Consider the following 18,394-nt stretch of genomic DNA (forward strand, 5'->3'; position numbering starts at 1 on the left):
GTTTCAATGAAGATATCTTTGCTCGCCGCCGGCCTGTTGCTTTCATTGGCAGGCTCCGCCTTGGCGCAAGAGAATACAGATAAATCAAAATTCAGGCAGCTGGCACAGGAACTGCCCACCCCCAACGTGTACCGCTCCGCCTCCGGGGCCCCCGGCCATGAGTACTGGCAGCAGCGCGCCGACTACAACATCAAGGTGGAGCTGAATGATGACAACCAGTCGGTGACCGGTTCTGAGACCATCACCTACACCAACCTGTCGCCAGACGTGTTGACGTACCTCTGGGTGCAGCTGGACCAGAATATCTTTGAGAAGAATTCCATGAACAGCCTCACCCAAACCAGCCGCATTCCCGCCAAGCCCACCTTTGAGGCCGCTGAGGCCCTGGCCGAGCAGACGTTTGACGGCGGTTACAAAATCAAAGCGGTAAAAGACGCCAACGGCAGAGCTTTGCCCTATGTGATCAACTTCACCATGATGCGCATAGACCTTCCAACGCCATTGAAGCCCAAGCAGAGCGTGAAGTTCAGTATTGACTGGTTCAACAACATCAATGACCAGAAGAAACAGGGCGGCCGCGGCGGCTACGAGTATTTCCCCAAAGACGGGAACTACGAGTACCAGATGGCGCAGTGGTTCCCGCGCATGGCCGTGTATGATGACGTGAACGGCTGGCAGCACAAGCAGTTTTTGGGCACGGGTGAGTTTGCGCTTCCGTTTGGGGACTACCGCGTGAGCATTACCGTACCAGCTGACCATGTGGTGGCCTCTACCGGTGAACTGCAGAACCCAGACCAGGTCATGACCAGCACCCAGCGCAGCCGCATGGCACAGGCGCAGAAGGCAAACAAACCCGTACTCATTGTGACCCAGGCTGAGGCGGAGCAAGCCGAAAAAAACAAGGCCAAAGGCAAAAAGACGTGGGTGTATTCAGCTAAAAACGTGCGTGACTTTGCCTGGGCCAGCTCCCGTAAGTTCATCTGGGATGCCATGAACGTGAACGTAGCCGGCAAGAACACCTTGGCCATGAGCTACTACCCCAAAGAAGGCAACCCGCTGTGGGGACAGTACTCCACCGAGGTGGTGGCGCACACGCTAAAGGTCTACTCCAGGTTCACCATTGACTACCCGTACCCCGTGGCTATCTCAGTGCACGGCGCCGTGGGCGGAATGGAGTACCCTATGATCTCGTTCAACGGGGGTCGGCCAGAGGCCGATGGCTCGTATACCGAGCGCACCAAGTACGGCATGATCTCAGTGATCATCCACGAAGTGGGGCACAACTTCTTCCCCATGATCATCAACTCAGACGAGCGCCAGTGGACCTGGATGGATGAAGGCCTCAACACATTTGTACAGTACCTCGCAGAGCAGGAGTGGCAGCGGGATTACCCGTCGCGCCGCGGCGAGCCCCGTAACATTGTGGAGTACATGAAGATGGACAAGAGCCTGCAGCAGCCCATCATGACCAACTCTGAGTCTATCACCCAGCTGGGCAACAACGCCTATGGCAAACCGGCCACCGCCCTCAATATTCTGCGGGAGACAGTGATGGGCCGCAAGCTGTTTGACTATGCTTTCAAGGAATACGCGCGCCGCTGGGCCTTCAAACACCCCATGCCGGCCGACTTTTTCAGAACCATGGAAGACGCCTCTGGCACTGATCTGGACTGGTTCTGGAGAGGCTGGTTCTACACCACAGACCACGTAGACCAGGAACTGACGGGGGTGCGTTGGTTCAGTGTTGACTCCAGAAACCCAGAGGTGGAGAACGCCCGCCGCCGGTCAGAGATTAACGCGGCCCCGCAGAGCCTTTCCCAGCAGCGCAACCTGCAGGACATCCCCAAGACGCTGGTTGACGTGAAGCCGGAACTGAAGGATTTCTACAACACCTATGACCCACTGGCCGTGACCGAAGAAAGCAAAGCGCAGTACCAGAAGTACCTGCAGAGCCTCACCCCAGAAGAGCGCGCCTTCCTGGAAAAAGGCTTCAACTTCTATGAAGTGGGGGTTAGGAACAACGGCGGACTGGTGATGCCCCTGGTGGTACAGATGAACTTTACAGACGGCACCAACCAGGTTGTGCGCATCCCCGCTGAAATCTGGCGCTACAATGAGCAGGAGATCACCAAAGTGTTTGTCACTGAAAAACCCGTGGCCAGCTTTGTGCTAGACCCTTTCCAGGAAACGGCAGACATCAACCTAGACAACAACGCTTATCCGCAGCGGGCCCAGCCTTCACGGTTTGAACTGTTCAAGCAGCAGCCCCAGGGTATTACGCCAAACCCGCTCCAGCAGCAGATGCAACGCCAGCAAGGGAACGGCAGATAGCTTCTGTTTTCAGCCTGTTTTCTGAAAAGTAGGCCCAAAACAGAAAGGAACAAACCGAAAGGCTCCTCTAGTGGGGAGCCTTTCGGTTTTTCTGGCCATTTCACCCTTGCAGGAACGGCAGGGTATCTCCTGGCTTTTGCTCTATTGTACCACCCCGTAGACCTGCAACAAAGAGCTGATTTGCATTGGGAGCAGGGGGCCTTCACTTCAAGATTACGTTTTTGGCGTGTTTTGTAAAAAGCAGGTCAGAAACGGAAAATGGTGCAGACGCCCACAGGTGCTGCGCACGCTACAAGGTCTTTTTGAAATTGCTGATTGTTCATTGCTGATTTAAATAAAGGAACTGGCGCGCGACTCCTGTCTTGTGCCATGGGCTGGGTCGAGTCTCCAGACTCGCCGGGAACTGTATGACGTTCAGGAATACGTGGAACCCACCCCTACCCCTCCAGGGAAGGGAATTTCAGCAATGAGTGGGACCTATGCCCTATGCCCGTATACCTCTGGCATGCGTGTTCAGCAGGTGTCAACATCCTCCTTCGCCCCCTTCAAAGGGCAGTGCCGTTAAGTTCTACTAAAATGAAGTTGCTCTTCCTGATTTGCAATCCGGAAGCAGGTAATGCGGGGATTTGCAATCCCCGTCTCAGCCCTCCAGACCTGCACAAGCCGCGGATTACAAATCCGCAGGATACGCTAGTTCGGAATTGCAAATCCCGAACAGCCGAGAACTTAACAGCCCTGCCCTTCAAAAGGGAGGTAACGAAAGGAGTCCTGAGTCTTGAGTTCTGAAGTCATTTAATCCCGCTCTGGCAATCCAGCACGGGTAAACCAGCACTGCGCATGGTCGCTGCCCGGCAGCGAGGGTAGTCAGAGACTACCCATCATCATTAGACACGAGTCTGGAGACTCGCGCCAGCAGGACCTGCTGCAGTTGCTGTAGCTGCTGCAGCAGCCACTATCAGTCTGCCATAGCCAATCCACCACTTCTGCCCCCCGACTGATGTGCGCAGCACGGGCTCGTCTCAGGCTAGCGGATCTACAATAGTTACCTGCAGAGGCAGCAATAAACAGGAAAGACTGATCAGGAAAGGGACAGAGACCAGTCGTGGGGATGAGCGCCTCTGGTTCTCGGTGCTGCTTTAGCAGCAAAACCGAAGGTTTAGAGAAGCAGCAGTGCGAATCGCCAGGACGGGGCCCCGCGGCCGTGAGCGCTTACCGGAAAAGATGGAACAGCAAAGAGATTGCGCACCGGAGCAAACGGCACAGCCAGGGGAACAGCAAACCACGCATTCCAACAGCAGCAATGAAACAAAGCAGTCAGTGAGGCCCCGGAGCAAACGGCAGAGCCATGGGAACAGCAAACCACGTATTCCCACAACAGCAGCACTTCGTCAACCAGACCAGCCAAGGGAATATATAAATTACACATTCCAGCAGAAGCAATTCAAAAAGAAAGTTCGTGAGGCATTACAGCAACTTGTATAGATTAGTGAACAGTATAACATTACAACTGCAACAACACCAACCGTAACTTAAACCTTTGCACCGCATAAAAAAGCAGCAGGCCGTTCTACAAAAGAACGGCCTGCTGCTTTTTATTAAAGAAATTCCTATTTAATCCTTCTTCTTAAAATCCCCATTCTTGATTGACTTAATCACCTGATACCAGGCAAACGGGTTCAAAAGCGGGTTATTGGCCGCAGGGTTGTACCCGCCGCGCCGCAGCATCTGCTGGTTCTGCAGATTAATATAGTTGCGGTGATTGGAGTTTCCATCCATGGGGGTGTTCCGGAACATCTGCTCCAGAATCTGGGCACTCATGGCATTCTGCTCATCAATGCCTTTGTCAGGCAGTTCCATGGCAAGCACCGCCTGGGTAAACTCCCGGAAAGTGGCATACGGGAACACCCGTACCTCTGGCAACACGTTGGGGTCTTCCAGCATCTCTATGATGACAGAATAACTGTCGCGCTCAAAAGACTGCGGCACAATGATAGACTGCTTGGCGTACCCCAAGGAACTGAAGACCACACTATCGCCGGCCAGCACCGGAATAGAGAAAAAGCCATACTCATTGGTGTTGGTGCCACGCCCGGCTTTGGGTATCACCACACTGGCCCCGGGCAAACCCAAAAGGCTGTCACCCGCCGTGACTACCCCGGTTAATTGAATCACTTTTTTTCCGCCCTGGGCGCACACCGGGTTCCAGCTACCGCCCAGAAACAAGAAGAGGAGTACGCCAAAAACTAAAAAGGCGGGTTTAAAGCGTGAAAGCAGAAAAGAGGGTTTGGTATATAGCGTTGTCATGGGTAAGTTCGTTTACAAGTATAGGCTTTTTATGGTACTTTGTGCCGCTAGAGGACTTTTTTATTTACGGGAACCGCACCATGAGGCTCAAAAATTTTAACGTTGGTTTTGGTGAACAAGTATTCAGGGCCATGGGAGACTCTTCCAGAATCAGAATTCTGAACCTGCTGCTCAAAAACAAGGAACTTTGCATTGCTGATCTGGAACTGGTGCTGGACTTTACCCAGACCAAAACCTCACGCCACCTGATTTACCTGAAGAACGCCGGCATGGTCTCCTTCCGTAAACAGGATCAGTGGGCGTTTTATTATATCAAAGATGAGATGATGGACTTTCTGGGGCAGATGTTTGGGTATTTAGAGCGCGACCCGCAGTTGCTGAAAGACCAGGACGTGTACAAGACCTTGTATTCTAACAGGGAGTTGGCTGTGAACCGGCTGCAGCAGCGGCATTTCACGGGATTTATCAGCTAGACCATAAAAGGAAGAACTTTGCCCACCCGCCAGCCGTTCCTCTTAGGCGCAGCATTAGCTTTATGAGAAAACCAAAGACTTACCGTCACCTGTTTTTTGACCTGGACCACACCCTGTGGGACTTTGAAAAGAATTCAGAAGAGACGCTCCACCACCTGTATGACCATTTCAACCTAGGCCAGCTGGGCAGCTTCAGCCGTGACTCTTTCTACCGCAAGTACAGCTTCATTAACCAGCGGCTCTGGGATCTCTACCACAAAGGCAAGATCACGCAGCAGGAACTGCGGGAGAAGCGGTTTGTGAAGTGCCTCACCGGCTTAGGGGTGCCTGAAGCCGAGGTGCCTGAAGGACTCAGTGAAGCCTTTACCAGCCTCTGCCCTACTAAAACCGCCGTTTTCCCCTTCACGCATGAGGTGCTGGGGTACCTGAAGGAGAAATACATTCTGCACATCATCACCAACGGGTTCAAAGACGTACAGTACATTAAAATGAGGTCGTCTGGGTTAGATGCGTATTTTTCAGAGATCATTACCGCAGAATGCATCAACTGCACCAAACCAGACAAACGAATTTTTCAGCATGCGCTGGAGCGGGCCGGTATCACCGCGCAGGAAAGCCTTATGATTGGCGACAGCCTGGAGGCTGATATCCTGGGGGCCATGAATGCGGGCATAGATGCGGTTTTTTTTAACCCCGAGCGCAAAAAGCCGCGTATGCGGCCCACCTACACGGTTACCTGCCTGAGTGAACTCAAGACGTTTCTGTAAACCTGTTTTGGGGCTGTTTTGGCAAAAACAGCCCCAAAACAGGGAACATAATTCTGCTGGTTTTTGTCTAGTATTTGGTTACTTTTGCAGGCTGTTGGCCGTAAAAGGCCAGAGAAGTTCTTTCACAATTGGGGATGACCGGAATTGACAGCTTGAGCAAGCTGGGTGTAAGCATGTCGGGCGTTGGCAGAATTTCCCGTAAATCAAAACTGACCGAACAATTATCTGGCGAGTCTAACTACGCCATGGCTGCCTAATCTAGGTATTAGGTAAATGCCATTGTCCTGCAGCCCCTCTGAACGGTGGGAGCTGGTCACAGGGCATCGTAATGCCGTTCTAGCAGAGGCTAAGGTGTGGAGTCTGTGCGAAGCTAAAGCACCTACGGTGTCTTCTTAGGCGAGTTCTGGGCCTGAAGCCACCTGACAATCTAATCAGGACTAAACATGTAGAAAGCGCTCAAGTTTCCTTGTCTGGACCAGGGTTCGACTCCCTGCATCTCCACAAAACAAAAAGCCTGACTATTGAGTTATAGTCAGGCTTTTTGTTTTCTCTATGCCATGCCTACTTCTAAAAGTGCCAGAGCGGTTTTCCTGTTCAGTTTGCGTTAGCCAATTTTACTGAGGCTGGGTCAGGTGCTCCCCATCATTTGTTTGAATCATCAATTTTGTCTATCTGTTATCAAAGCATGACAAAAAAGTTCACGCTGTTTTTGCTCTTGAATCTGGGAATGTGGTGGTGGTCACTGCCTCAGGCGCTGGCACAGCCGTCTAACGACTTTCATTTTCCATTTGTACAGAATTACCCAAAGCTGAACTACCAGGCAGGAAATCAGAATTGGGCAATTACCAAAGGCCACAACAATGTCATGTATTTTGGCAATTCAGATGGCCTGCTGGCTTTTGATGGCCAATACTGGCAGCTTAACCGCATGCCTAACAAAGTCATTGTGCGGGCTGTGGCGGCAGACACGGCAGCTAACCGCATCTATGCCGGGGGCTTTGGGGAATTAGGCTATTGGCATTACAATCACCAAGGCAAGTTTGTCTATCAGACTTTAACCCATCTTCTACCTAAAGCCAGTCCGCTTAAAGACGAGATCTGGAAGATCTACGTGGAGCCAGACCGGGTAATTTTTCAGTCCTTTTCTGCCATCTACATCTACGCACAAGGCAAGATTACCGTCATCAAGGGCGAGCACACCTTGCTTTTCCTCTTAAAGGCAAAGGGCAGGTACTTTGTAGAAGTCATTGCCAAAGGGCTTTATGAGCTGAAACAGAACAAACTGGTGCTGGTGAAGGGGAGTGAGTTTCTAGGCATGAGCGGGGTTTTGTCTGTTCTCCCCTTCTCTGAGAATTCCTTCCTGATTGGCACTGCCAAAAATGGGGTTTTCTTATTGACTGACGCTACCATCACCCCCTGGCCCAATGCCGCCAATGATTTCTTGAAGGCAAACCAGCTTAATAACGGAGTGGTTTTGCAGAAAGACTATTTTGCCTTCGGCACTATCTTAAATGGCATTATCATAGTAGACCGGGAAGGAACTGTGATCAACAGAATCAACAAGTCCAGTGGCCTGCAAAATAACACGGTGCTAAGCTTATTCACAGACCAGGAACAGAACCTGTGGGCTGGTTTAGACAATGGCATTGACAGAATTGAGATCAATTCCCCGTTTTACTTCTACTTTGACAAAACCGGTAAATTTGGCACCGTCTATTCCAGCATTATCCATGCGGGCAAAATATACCTGGGAACAAATCAAGGCCTTTTCTATAGTGACTGGCCCTCTAATTCCCCACAAAATTACCAATCACTTGATTTTAAAATAATAGAAGGGTCACAAGGCCAGGTGTGGGAGTTAGCTTTGGTAGATGACCAGTTATTCTGTGGCCACAATGAAGGTACTTTTCTGGTGCAGGGTACCCAGTTCAGGAAAATTTCTGATTTCAAAGGAGGCTGGACCCTTAAAAAGCTCTCTTCCCGGCAAGACATGCTCATTCAGGGCACTTATACGGGGTTAGTGCTCTACAGAAAAACCCAAGACGGTTCCTGGGCCCTTTCTCATAAAATTGAGGGGTTTGGAGAACCCTCCAGGTATGTAGAACAAGACAACAATGGGCAGCTCTGGGTAAGTCACGCCTATAAAGGACTATTTAAACTCACCTTAAGCCCAGATCTCCAGAATGTAGAGAAAATAAAACGGTATGACCAGCGGCAAGGCCTCCCCAAAGATTACCACATCAACACGTTTAGGCTAGATGGCAGGCTTGTCTTTACCTCTGACAACGGTTTTTATGTGTATGACGCCATCAGTGATTCTTTTTCAAAATACACTGAGCTGAACAAAAAGCTTGGCTCATTTGCCAAGGCTAACAGGATTATAAAAGCGGCCGGCAGCAACTACTGGTTCATTAGTCAAGGCCGCGTGGCTTTGGTAAGTATGCCCCAAGCGGGTACCTTACAGGTAAACGCCACTCCCTTCAACATGCTGAGCGGGCGAATGGTGCAGCATTATGAAAACATTAGCCGGATCAGTAACTCTATCTACCTCATCAGTATTGATGAAGGCTTTGTTGTTTACAATGCGGCAGCACGGCCTGCTGCCAGAAAAACCATTCCGCCGGTGTTAATCAGGCGGGTTCAGCACACGTTAGAAGACCCCCATGTTCTTACAGAGCTGGCATCTCAGAAAATTGAGATCCCTTTTAAGCAGAACAGTATAAGCATTGCCTTCTCCCTGCCGTACTATAGCCAGATCCAGCCCAAGTTTCAGTACTTTTTAGAAGGCTACTCGCGCGAGTGGTCAGACTGGTCTTCCACCACTCAAAAAGAGTTCCTGAACCTGGCCCAGGGCGAATATAGGTTTAAGGTGAGGGCAAAGATTGAAAATGAAGCCATTTCCCCTATTACGCAATTTGCTTTTACAGTGGGGCCGCCGTGGTATGCCACGTATTGGGCCTATATAGGGTATGTGGTTTTGGGAATCCTGCTGCTGTATGTGTCCAGACACCTGTATCTACAGAAGCTGCAGAGAGATAAAGAACGCATACGGGTGAAGATGGAGCAGGAGAAAGAGGAAGTTCTGAAACGGGAGGCTTTGATCAATGAGCAAAAGCTGGTTAAGCTCAGAAACGAGCAGCTTGAAAACGAATTGGCATCTAAAAGCAGGGAACTGGCTAACTCTGCACTGAGCATTGTCTCTAAAAATGAACTCCTGGAGGGCATACGCGAAGAAATTCTCCAGCTAAAAGATGCTACTGGCAAAAAGCTGTCGGCAGACCAGTTAAAGAAACTACAGCGGGTTATTGATGAAGGCATGGACCGCGATTATGACTGGAACCTATTTGAAACCAGTTTTAACGAGGCACATGAAAACTACTTTAAAAAGCTTAAGACCCTTCATCCTGACCTTACGCCTAAAGACCTAAAGCTTTGCGCCTACCTGCGCCTGAACATGAACAGCAAAGAAATAGCTTCGTTGCTAAACATTACAGTACGCAGTGTTGAAATAAGCCGGTACCGCCTCCGGAAAAAACTGAATCTGGATCATGAGAAGAATCTGGTAGAGTTTCTCATGGAGGTCTAACCTGTCCCCCTCATTTCCTGTTTTAGGGCTGTTTTAAGAAAAACAGCCCTAAAACAGGAAATGAGGGGGACCCACCAGTCGTTTTATCTTGACCGTCCTAAATAGCTACTTCCTCTCATTCCACCTCCCACTTCTCATGAAAAGCAGGAGCCGGTATGCCACCCTTTCCCTGACAATTTTGAACATTCCTAAGACAGGCTGAATAGGCAGCCGCTAAAGGCAGGCAAGCCATAACACTAGAGGTGTTGTGCAGGAACAAGAAGTTCCAGGAATAAGAAGACCTTCCTTTTTTACAATAGTAATTCTCCCTCTACATTGCCTCATGCCAACTCAAAAGAGCAGTTTTTGAGTATATCCCCCTTACATCTTGCAGATGAACACCTCACATTTCCTTTCAATCTAAGAGAAACCACCTCAACATTACCACACACACCAGCCTTTCATCTACATTCCCTCTGTTTCCATTTTCAAAAATGGACCTCCCTAAATAGGTGTTAAAGCAGCAAAAACAGTTAATCATTACTCAAATTTTAACATTTTAACATTTGATGTAGCATTGTATAGGTGATTTTTTATTAAATCAGCAAAGAAGTAAGCAGATTTGAGAACGATTTCTAACAACTGAATCACTTAAGCTCAAACTCTATTCTACCATGAAGAGACTACTACTAGTACTATTTTTCACTTTGCTCCTGCTACCGGCACTCTATGCCCAGGGGCTTCTTACCGTAAGAGGGAAAATTACCTCCGGAGCTAACAATGATCCGCTCATTGGTGCTAGTGTTCAAGTAAAAGGAACCACCCTTGGCGCCCAGACTGACCTTAACGGAGAATATTCACTTTCTAATGTGGCCAGCAACGCTACATTGGTCATAACTTACATTGGCTATGTTTCCCAGGAGGTGGCAGTGAACGGCAGAACCTCTATCAATGTGGCACTGCAAAGTGCCTCTAGTGAGCTGGACCAAGTGGTAGTGATAGGCTATGGCACCCAGCAGAAAAGAGATGTCACGGGTTCTATTGTGTCACTGAAAGCCGAAGAGTTTGAAGACGTTCCTGTTCCTAACCCGCTTAATGCTCTACAAGGGAAAGCTGCAGGGGTTTTGATTACTAACAACGGATCTCCGGGTTCAGCTCCTAGCATTAGAATTAGAGGTGTAGGGTCCATCAATGGAGTTTCTCCCATTTTTGTGGTAGATGGGATTATTACCAACAACATTGATTTCATCAATCCTAATGATATTGCGTCAATGGAGATCCTGAAAGATGCCTCTTCACTAGCCATCTTCGGACTACAGGGTGCCAACGGGGTGGTTATTGTGACCACTAAAAGAGCACGTACAGGTGAAACAAACATCAATGTAAATTCTTACGCTGGTGTGCAGCGGGTAGGTAATAAAATTGAGGTTGCTAATGGGCCTCAGTTTAGACAGTTATATAATGAACAGCTAAACAATCTAGGGCAATCTCCTTTTGATTTTGATTTCAATGGGTATACAGCAGACACAGATTGGCAAGACCTCATTTTAAGAGAAAATGCCTTCATCAATAACAATAGCGTCAGCATCACATCGGCTACAGAGAGGAATTCGGCTAGTTTAAGTTTGAGTTACTTTAACCAGGAGGGGCTAGTGAAGTATGACTCTTATAAAAGATATACTGCCCACTTGCGGGATGAATTCACTATTAATAAAAATATAAAGGTAGGTGCTGACATTAACTTATTCCGTTGGGACCGCACCCCGGCAACGGGCAGCATCACCGGCGCATTATGGGCAGCCCCTGTCTATACACCTACTCATTCATCTGGAGTCTATAATTCAGGGCCTCTGTTCCAGAGAACACAGGTGGGTAATCCACTAGCTTTTATGGAAATAAACAAGGGCACTAACATTAGCAACGGGTACCGTCTGGTGGCCTCTGCTTTCGGAGAGGTGAAATTCCTGAAAAATTTCACGCTCCGTTCTACCTTTTATACAGACTTGGGCTTCAACCAGAGCAGAAGTTATTCACCACTTTATGTGATTGGGGTGCCAAACCCAGACCCTAGCCTTGACCAGCGTGCGCAGAGAAATGAAGTAACCTCTGTTAGTCAATCTAAGGATACCTACACTGCTTGGCAGCAAGATCATTTACTTACGTATAGCCGCACTTTCAATGAGAAGCATGACGTCACATTGTTATTAGGGGCCACTTTGCAATACAGCGGCAGTGACTTTCTCAATGGCTCTGTGCAAGGCATTACCGCCAACATTCCTAACAACCCAGATTTCTGGTACTTAGGCATCAGCAATGACCGAGAAACGCAACGTAATGGAGGACGAGCAGAAGAGAGTGCTTTAGCGGCCACGTTTGCCCGGATCAATTATTCTTTTGCCGGCAGATATTTACTGAATGCTTCTTTGCGCAGAGACGGGACTTCAAGATTTGGGCCGGTGAACCAATATGACCTCTTCCCTTCTATTGGGGCAGGTTGGGTAATTAGTGAGGAGAGCTTCATGCAGAACCAAAGCATTGTAAACTTTTTGAAGCTGAAAGCGTCTTGGGGACAGCAGGGAAATCAGCAGGTAGGCAATTATGTAATCTACCCTAGATTGAATACGGGTATCTCGGCGGTTTTTGGTGACAGAATTTTCCCAGCCGCTCAGCCTGAATATGTTCCAAACCCTGGTATTAGATGGGAGAAAATTGAAGGATTTGATGCCGGTGTGGAAATTTTCACTCTCAATAATAAGTTAAACCTAGAGATTGACTACTACAACCGTAAAACTAGAGACATTCTAACTCTTGTCCCAAGGCAGGCTACGGTGGGCGTTGGCACCACTTACGTTAATGCAGGTACCGTTTTAAACAGAGGCTTTGAATTCACAGGTATTTGGAGCGAGAAAAAAGGCGATTTTGGCTACAGCATCAGTGCTAATTTCACAACTATCCATAATGAAGTACTTGCAATTGGGGAAAATAATGGCTTTGAACTTTTTGACGGCAATTCCAGGACCTCTGTAGGCAACCCTATTGGCTCATTCTACGGTCTTGTGCATGATGGTATCTTCCAAACTGCAGATGAAGTAGCCAATTCTCTGCAAGCTGCCACGGCCAAGCCAGGCGATATCCGCTATAAAGATGTTGATAATGACGGAGTCTTTAATCAAGCAAAAGACCGTACCTTCATTGGTTCCCCCACCCCAGATTTTACCTATGGGGCTTCGCTTAACTTCAACTATAAAGGATTTGAGCTAGGCATTGACCTACAGGGAGTGGCAGGTAACTACATCTACAACAGTCGCATTGCCCAAAATTTTGCAATTCTTAATTATGAAGCCAGAAGATTAGGTCGCTGGACCGGTCCCGGCACTTCTAATTTTGAGCCCATTTTGGACAATACTCGGGTACAGAACTTCCTGCCTTCAGACTACTTCTTAGAGAAAGGCGATTACTTCCGCATTAGGAACTTAACAGTGGGGTACAACCTACCTAGTGGTTTTGTGCAGAAACTACGCATGAAAAATGCGAAAGTGTATGTAAATGCCCAGAACCTGAAAACCTTCACAGATGCCACCGGCTATTCACCAGAAGTTGGCGGCCCTACCCCCTTAAGTTTCGGGGTAGACAACGGCACGTATCCTGTTCCTTCCATTTTCACCGGTGGTATCAACATTAACTTTTAGTACTCATGAAAAAGATAACTAAATATACAACTTTTGCCCTAGCAGGCGCACTCTCCCTTTCCGCACTTTCTTGTAATGACTTTCTTGACCGTGAACCTCTAGGCAGATATACCACAGAAACGTACCCGGCCGGCGGTCTTACCCAATATGTATACGGGATGTATTCAGGTCTTCGGGCTTGGGGCGTACATGCCTTTGCTTTTGTGGGCATCACCAGTATTACCTCAGATGACGCAGACAAAGGCAGTACCCCTGCTGACGGTGCAGACCAATTGGCCTTAGATAACTTTAACATTCTGCCCAACAACGGCCTGATCACTGACTTGTACCGATCCCATTACACAGCAATTAGTAACTGCAATGTAGTATTAGAGCAGGCAGAAGCACAGAAGGCTGCCCTTAGCCCTGAAGATTATGTAAGATCACAAGCCGAGGCACGGTTTGTGAGAGGGTATCTCTACTTCAACCTGGTAAGAACGTATGGCCGCGTACCACTTGTGGACCGTGTTTTCAAAGAAGGAGACAACTTTAACATACCGCAATCTTCCGCCGCAGAAGTCTACAATTTCATTGAGCAAGACTTGATGTTCGCTGCCACAAACCTTCCCCCCACTTGGGGCACCCAATATCCAGGCAGACCCAACAAATGGACTGCCCAGGCTATGCTCGCCAAAGTGTATCTATACCAAAAGAAATGGGGCAGCGCCTTGACCAGCGCGAAAGCCGTAATGGGGTCTGGTTTATATAACCTAAGTACTCCTTACAACCAGATCTTTACCGAAGCCAAAGAAAACGGCCCAGAGTCTGTTTTTGAGATTCAGGCGCTGTACACCCGCACAAACCAGTTTGGCACTCAATACGCAGAGGTACAAGGGGTAAGAGGTTCCGGCGAGATGGATTTGGGCTGGGGCTTTAATGTGCCATCACAGCAACTGGTAAACGCCTATGAGCCCAATGATCCCAGAAGAGATGCTACCATCTTGTTCAGAGGCGAAACCACGCCGTATGGCGAGGTGATTCCAGCCTCTGTGCCCAATGAGCGCTATAACCAAAAGGTGTACACAGACCCAAAATTCAGATTGGAAGCCAACAACAGGCATGGCCTATGGGTGAACATCCGAATCCTGCGCTATGCAGACGTAGTGCTTATGGCAGCAGAAGCCGCCAATGAGTTAGGAGGCACTGCCAATACAGATGATGCTTTGGCATATCTGGAAATGGTACGCGCCAGGGCACGCGGGAACAATGCCGCCATTCTGCCAAGAATAACAGAACGTGACCAAGCTGCCCTACGTGACCTTATCAGACATGAACGCCGTATTGAGCTGGCCATGGAACATGAGCGCTTCTATGACCTGGTGCGCTGGGGAATTGCAGGCCCTGTATTGCGCGCCGCCGGCAAAAACTTTGTAACGGGTCGGCATGAACTGATGCCAATTCCGCAAGGCGAAATTGATAAATCAAACGGCGTACTTACCCAAAACCCTAATTATAACTGATCTACTCCCGTAGAGTTCGCCTCTAACTAGTTTCTAAGACTTGACAGATGCTGTTTTTCTGAAGATATGGCGTTTTACGCCTGTTTTCAGAAAAACAGCTCAAAAACACCTCTTCCAATGAGAGGCTGGGATTGAATTTTCTTTACTCAGCCACTTTAGCCTGGTTCAACGCCAACAACACAAAATTAAAGTCTACCACAATGGGTTTATTAAAGCGCGTACCCTTGCTGCTTCTTTCAATTTTCTGCATGGGCTACACCCAAGCCTGCAAGGAACAGGAAGACCCTGCCCCTGAACCTCAACCAGTTGCTCCCTCCTCTACGGCAGGAGATAAAAAGCTGCTGGACCAGGTACAGCGGGAAACATTTAACTATTTCTGGGATTTTGCCCACCCGGCCTCTGGCATGGCACGGGAACGGACCACTTCCGGTGATTTGGTCACCAGCGGCGGCTCCGGCTTTGGGGTACAGGCCATCATTGTAGGTGCGCACCGAAACTTCATCACCAGAACTCAGGCGGTAGACAGATTACTCAAAATCACCAATTTCCTGGCAACAGCTGATAGGTTTCACGGCGTATGGAGCCACTGGATCAACGGCAACACCGGCAAGGTCATCGCATTCAGCGCCAAAGACAACGGCGGCGATGTTATTGAGACAGCTTTTCTGATGAATGGCCTGCTTACTGCCCGGGCTTACTTTAACGGTGCAGATGCCAAAGAAACGGAACTCCGTAACAAGATCACCCAACTCTGGGAAACGGTAGAATGGGATTGGTATGCCTCCAGGGGAGACAACAAATTGTATTGGCACTGGAGCCCCAACTATGGCTGGGACATGAACATGCCTATTAGTGGCTGGAATGAGGGGTTAATTGCCTATGTTCTGGCGCTTGCATCCCCTACCCACCCCATTTCTACAGCTGTTTACCAAAACTCCTGGACCAGAAACGGAAGCTTTGTGAATGGGTCTACCTATGAAGGGTACAGACTCCCGTTAGGACCAGCTTTTGGTGGCCCTTTGTTCTTTGCACACTACTCCTTCATCAGCTTAGATCCTAGGCAACTGCAGGACCAGTATGCCAATTACTGGAAGCAGAATGTTATTCATACCCTTATCAACCGCTCTTACAGCATCAATACCGCCCCTAAAAGCTATGGGTACTTTGCCAGCCTCTGGGGGTTGACCGCCTCTGACACTTACAATGGCTACACGGCCCACAGCCCCACCAATGACAACGGTACTATGACGCCCACCGCCGCCCTGTCTTCCTTCCCCTACACCCCATATTTCTCTATGCAGGTGCTCCGGTATCTGTACCAGAACTTAGGCAATACCATGATTGGCACCTATGGCCCATATGATGCCTATAACAAGGAAAGGAATTGGGTAGGCACGCAGTATTTGGCGATAGACCAGGGACCAATAGTGACCATGATTGAGAATTACCGCAGTGGTTTGCTATGGTCTCTTTTCACCAACCTGCCAGAGATACAAGCCGGTTTGGCAAAAGCCAATATCACCAAGCCCACCCCTGAAACAGGTTTCCCCTACGCGGTACTGGAGGTACAGTCTAACCTGCTGGATTTACTTAAACACCCAGATGCAGATGCCTATCAGATAGAAGTAGCGGTACATAACAGCCCTGGCCTCACCCTTACGGTTGAGAAAGGAGATGGTACTGTAGTAGAAACAGTTTGGAACAATGAAAACAAAGCGAATGGGGTCTATACGGTGAATTTTGGGAAAACTTTGCCGCCCGCCACCTACCGCCTTCGGCTTAAAAACAGCACTTTAGATAAATTCATCACAGTTTTCCTGCATTAACCGGTTTACTGCCAGCATTCAAGTTGATCGTCACACCAGAACAGACAAACTAAAACTATATGAGACTACCATTACTCCTTACCTTCAGAAGACAGGTCATCCCTCTATTCATGGTGTCTGGCCTACTGCTGCTCTTCAGCCATTCCTCTTTGGTAGCGCAAAGCAAACGAGATACTGTTAACATTGATTTTGGCAACTCCACCCGCCTTTCTACTGGTACCTGGAATAATGTCACAGATTCTAAGACAGGCTCTGTGAACAATCTAATCAACTACCAAGGCTTGAATTCCGGAATTACCGTGGCTGTCACAGATGCTTTCAATGACGGGAGCAATACAGCCGGAGCAGCTGCAGATGATAGTCTCAGAATACCGTCTAATGCCGCCACTGATAGCTTCTTTGGCAGCAAAAGGGCTGCCGTGGGCGGTTTTGAACCAACTGGGGGTGTGACCTTCTCTAACCTTAGTCCTCAGACGGCTTACAGCTTTGCCATTTTCGCCTCAAGGGTAGACACTGGAACCGGCGGTACTAACCGCGAAACCAAGTACACGGTCACTGGTAAGACTACGCAAGTGGTGGCAATGAACCCTTCTGGGGCTAAAGGCTATTTTGTGCGGGTCAGTAACATGCTCCCCGCTGACAACGGTACTATTACTGTTACCGCTACCACGGGCACCAACAATACCAACCCAGATGGCTACTATTACCTGGGGGTAATCAGAATCACATACCTCAATAACGCCACAGTGGGGCCTAAAAGTCTGGCTGTTACTTACCCTAATGGCGCCGAGCGGTGGGAAGCAGGCAAACAGGTTTTCATTGGCTGGAACAGCGAAAACATTATCTCTGCCAATCTTGAATACTCCACAGACAATGGCGCCACCTGGATTCCTATTGCCTCCTCTGTACCTGCCGCCAACAAAAAATACACCTGGACAGTACCAGCCACGGTTTCAACCCAAGCATTGGTAAGGATTACAGACGCAGATGATGCTAATGTAAAAGATGTCAGCAACCACCCTTTCACCATTAGGCCAGACAACGGCAAAGAGTATAACATAGTAGTTCTGGGCTCTTCTACCGCGGCAGGTACAGGTCCTAGCGCCCAAGACAGTGCTTGGGTATGGCGGTACAGAACCTATCTCACCCAAAAAGACACAGACTTCAATGTTATAAACCTTGCGGTTGGCGGTTACACCACCAGCAGCATCTTACCAACCAACAACCCGCAGAACAACATCACCAAGGCCCTTTCTTACAACCCAGAGGCTATCATTATCAATATGCCGTCTAATGATGCAGCTGGCAATGTGGCGGTATCAACGCAAATGGCCAATTATACCACCATCGCCGATTTGGCCGCCAATGCCAATGTGCCGTTGTATGTCACGACCACCCAACCTAGAAACTTCAACGGGGACCAGGTTAAAATCCAGATTCAGGTAGACATGGTGGCTGCCACCCAGAATAAGTTCGGGAACAAGACCATTGACTTCTGGACCGGCTTCCCAGATGAGACAAACCAGATGAAAGCCATTTACAACAGCGGTGACGGCGTGCACATGAACAATCTTGCGCACCGCATTCTATTTGAGCGGGTGGTGGCCATGAACATAGACCAAGCCATCATATCTCAAAACCCTTTGGGTAGTTCTCAAGAGGCAAACCCGTCTCTGTACAGAATTTACCCCAACCCTAGCACTGGACAAATTTTCATTCAGCCCAAAGACGGCCACCCCATTCAGAGAGTCACGCTGCATACGCTTACCGGCCAAGTAGCCTTAGAGATAGGACCAGACAAAAACCTGGGTCTTACAGTTGATGCGTCTGCTCTAACCAAAGGTATGTACCTCTTGCAGATACATACACAGCAGGCTACTTACACCTCCAGAGTAATCCTTCACTAAAACCCATATTACTTTCTTCTCACACTAACTTAT

Annotated in this window: 9 protein-coding genes and 1 other RNA gene; 9 read left to right on the forward strand and 1 reads right to left on the reverse strand. The window is 48.8% G+C overall.

The genetic code is table 11. The annotated features are described in order from the left end of the window. Nucleotides 1-6 precede the first annotated feature (6 nt). Nucleotides 7-2,331: a M1 family metallopeptidase gene (locus A8O25_RS05175; protein ID WP_066831766.1), complete on the forward strand. Its 2,325-nt coding sequence runs from the start codon at nucleotides 7-9 to the stop codon at nucleotides 2,329-2,331. A gap of 1,611 nt (nucleotides 2,332-3,942) precedes the next feature. On the opposite strand, the gene A8O25_RS05185 is transcribed toward A8O25_RS05175, so the two are convergent. Then, on the reverse strand, nucleotides 3,943-4,635 hold the full coding sequence (locus A8O25_RS05185; RefSeq protein WP_066831770.1) for a carboxypeptidase-like regulatory domain-containing protein: 693 nt from the start codon (nucleotides 4,633-4,635) through the stop codon (nucleotides 3,943-3,945). A gap of 80 nt (nucleotides 4,636-4,715) precedes the next feature. Here A8O25_RS05185 and A8O25_RS05190 point away from each other — a divergent pair, with 80 nt between their 5' ends. From A8O25_RS05190 to A8O25_RS05225, 8 genes are all read left to right on the forward strand, one after another. Next, nucleotides 4,716-5,108 (forward strand): ArsR/SmtB family transcription factor, encoded by a 393-nt coding sequence (locus tag A8O25_RS05190; RefSeq protein ID WP_066831815.1) that lies wholly within the window; start codon nucleotides 4,716-4,718, stop codon nucleotides 5,106-5,108. 62 nt (nucleotides 5,109-5,170) lie between these two features. After that, nucleotides 5,171-5,875 carry a YjjG family noncanonical pyrimidine nucleotidase gene (locus A8O25_RS05195; protein WP_066831773.1) on the forward strand — a complete coding sequence of 235 codons (705 nt, stop codon included), beginning with the start codon at nucleotides 5,171-5,173 and terminating at the stop codon, nucleotides 5,873-5,875. Nucleotides 5,876-6,005: 130 nt separating this feature from the next. Further along, nucleotides 6,006-6,379, forward strand: a transfer-messenger RNA (tmRNA) gene (ssrA, locus tag A8O25_RS05200). 181 nt (nucleotides 6,380-6,560) lie between these two features. Beyond that, the gene (locus tag A8O25_RS05205) at nucleotides 6,561-9,461 is read left to right on the forward strand and encodes a ligand-binding sensor domain-containing protein (protein ID WP_066831775.1); all 2,901 of its coding nucleotides are present in this window, start codon (nucleotides 6,561-6,563) and stop codon (nucleotides 9,459-9,461) included. Nucleotides 9,462-10,114: 653 nt separating this feature from the next. After that, nucleotides 10,115-13,129: a SusC/RagA family TonB-linked outer membrane protein gene (locus A8O25_RS05210; RefSeq protein WP_066831777.1), complete on the forward strand. Its 3,015-nt coding sequence runs from the start codon at nucleotides 10,115-10,117 to the stop codon at nucleotides 13,127-13,129. A gap of 158 nt (nucleotides 13,130-13,287) precedes the next feature. Beyond that, nucleotides 13,288-14,628 (forward strand): RagB/SusD family nutrient uptake outer membrane protein, encoded by a 1,341-nt coding sequence (locus tag A8O25_RS05215; protein ID WP_206598651.1) that lies wholly within the window; start codon nucleotides 13,288-13,290, stop codon nucleotides 14,626-14,628. Nucleotides 14,629-14,876: 248 nt separating this feature from the next. Then, nucleotides 14,877-16,454 (forward strand): glucoamylase family protein, encoded by a 1,578-nt coding sequence (locus A8O25_RS05220; RefSeq protein ID WP_066831783.1) that lies wholly within the window; start codon nucleotides 14,877-14,879, stop codon nucleotides 16,452-16,454. A gap of 59 nt (nucleotides 16,455-16,513) precedes the next feature. Continuing rightward, nucleotides 16,514-18,361 (forward strand): SGNH/GDSL hydrolase family protein, encoded by a 1,848-nt coding sequence (locus tag A8O25_RS05225; protein ID WP_082893458.1) that lies wholly within the window; start codon nucleotides 16,514-16,516, stop codon nucleotides 18,359-18,361. The last annotated feature ends 33 nt before the right edge of the window (nucleotides 18,362-18,394 follow it).

Source organism: Rufibacter ruber (genome assembly GCF_001647275.1).
Taxonomy (GTDB): Bacteria; Bacteroidota; Bacteroidia; order Cytophagales; family Hymenobacteraceae; genus Nibribacter; species Nibribacter ruber_C.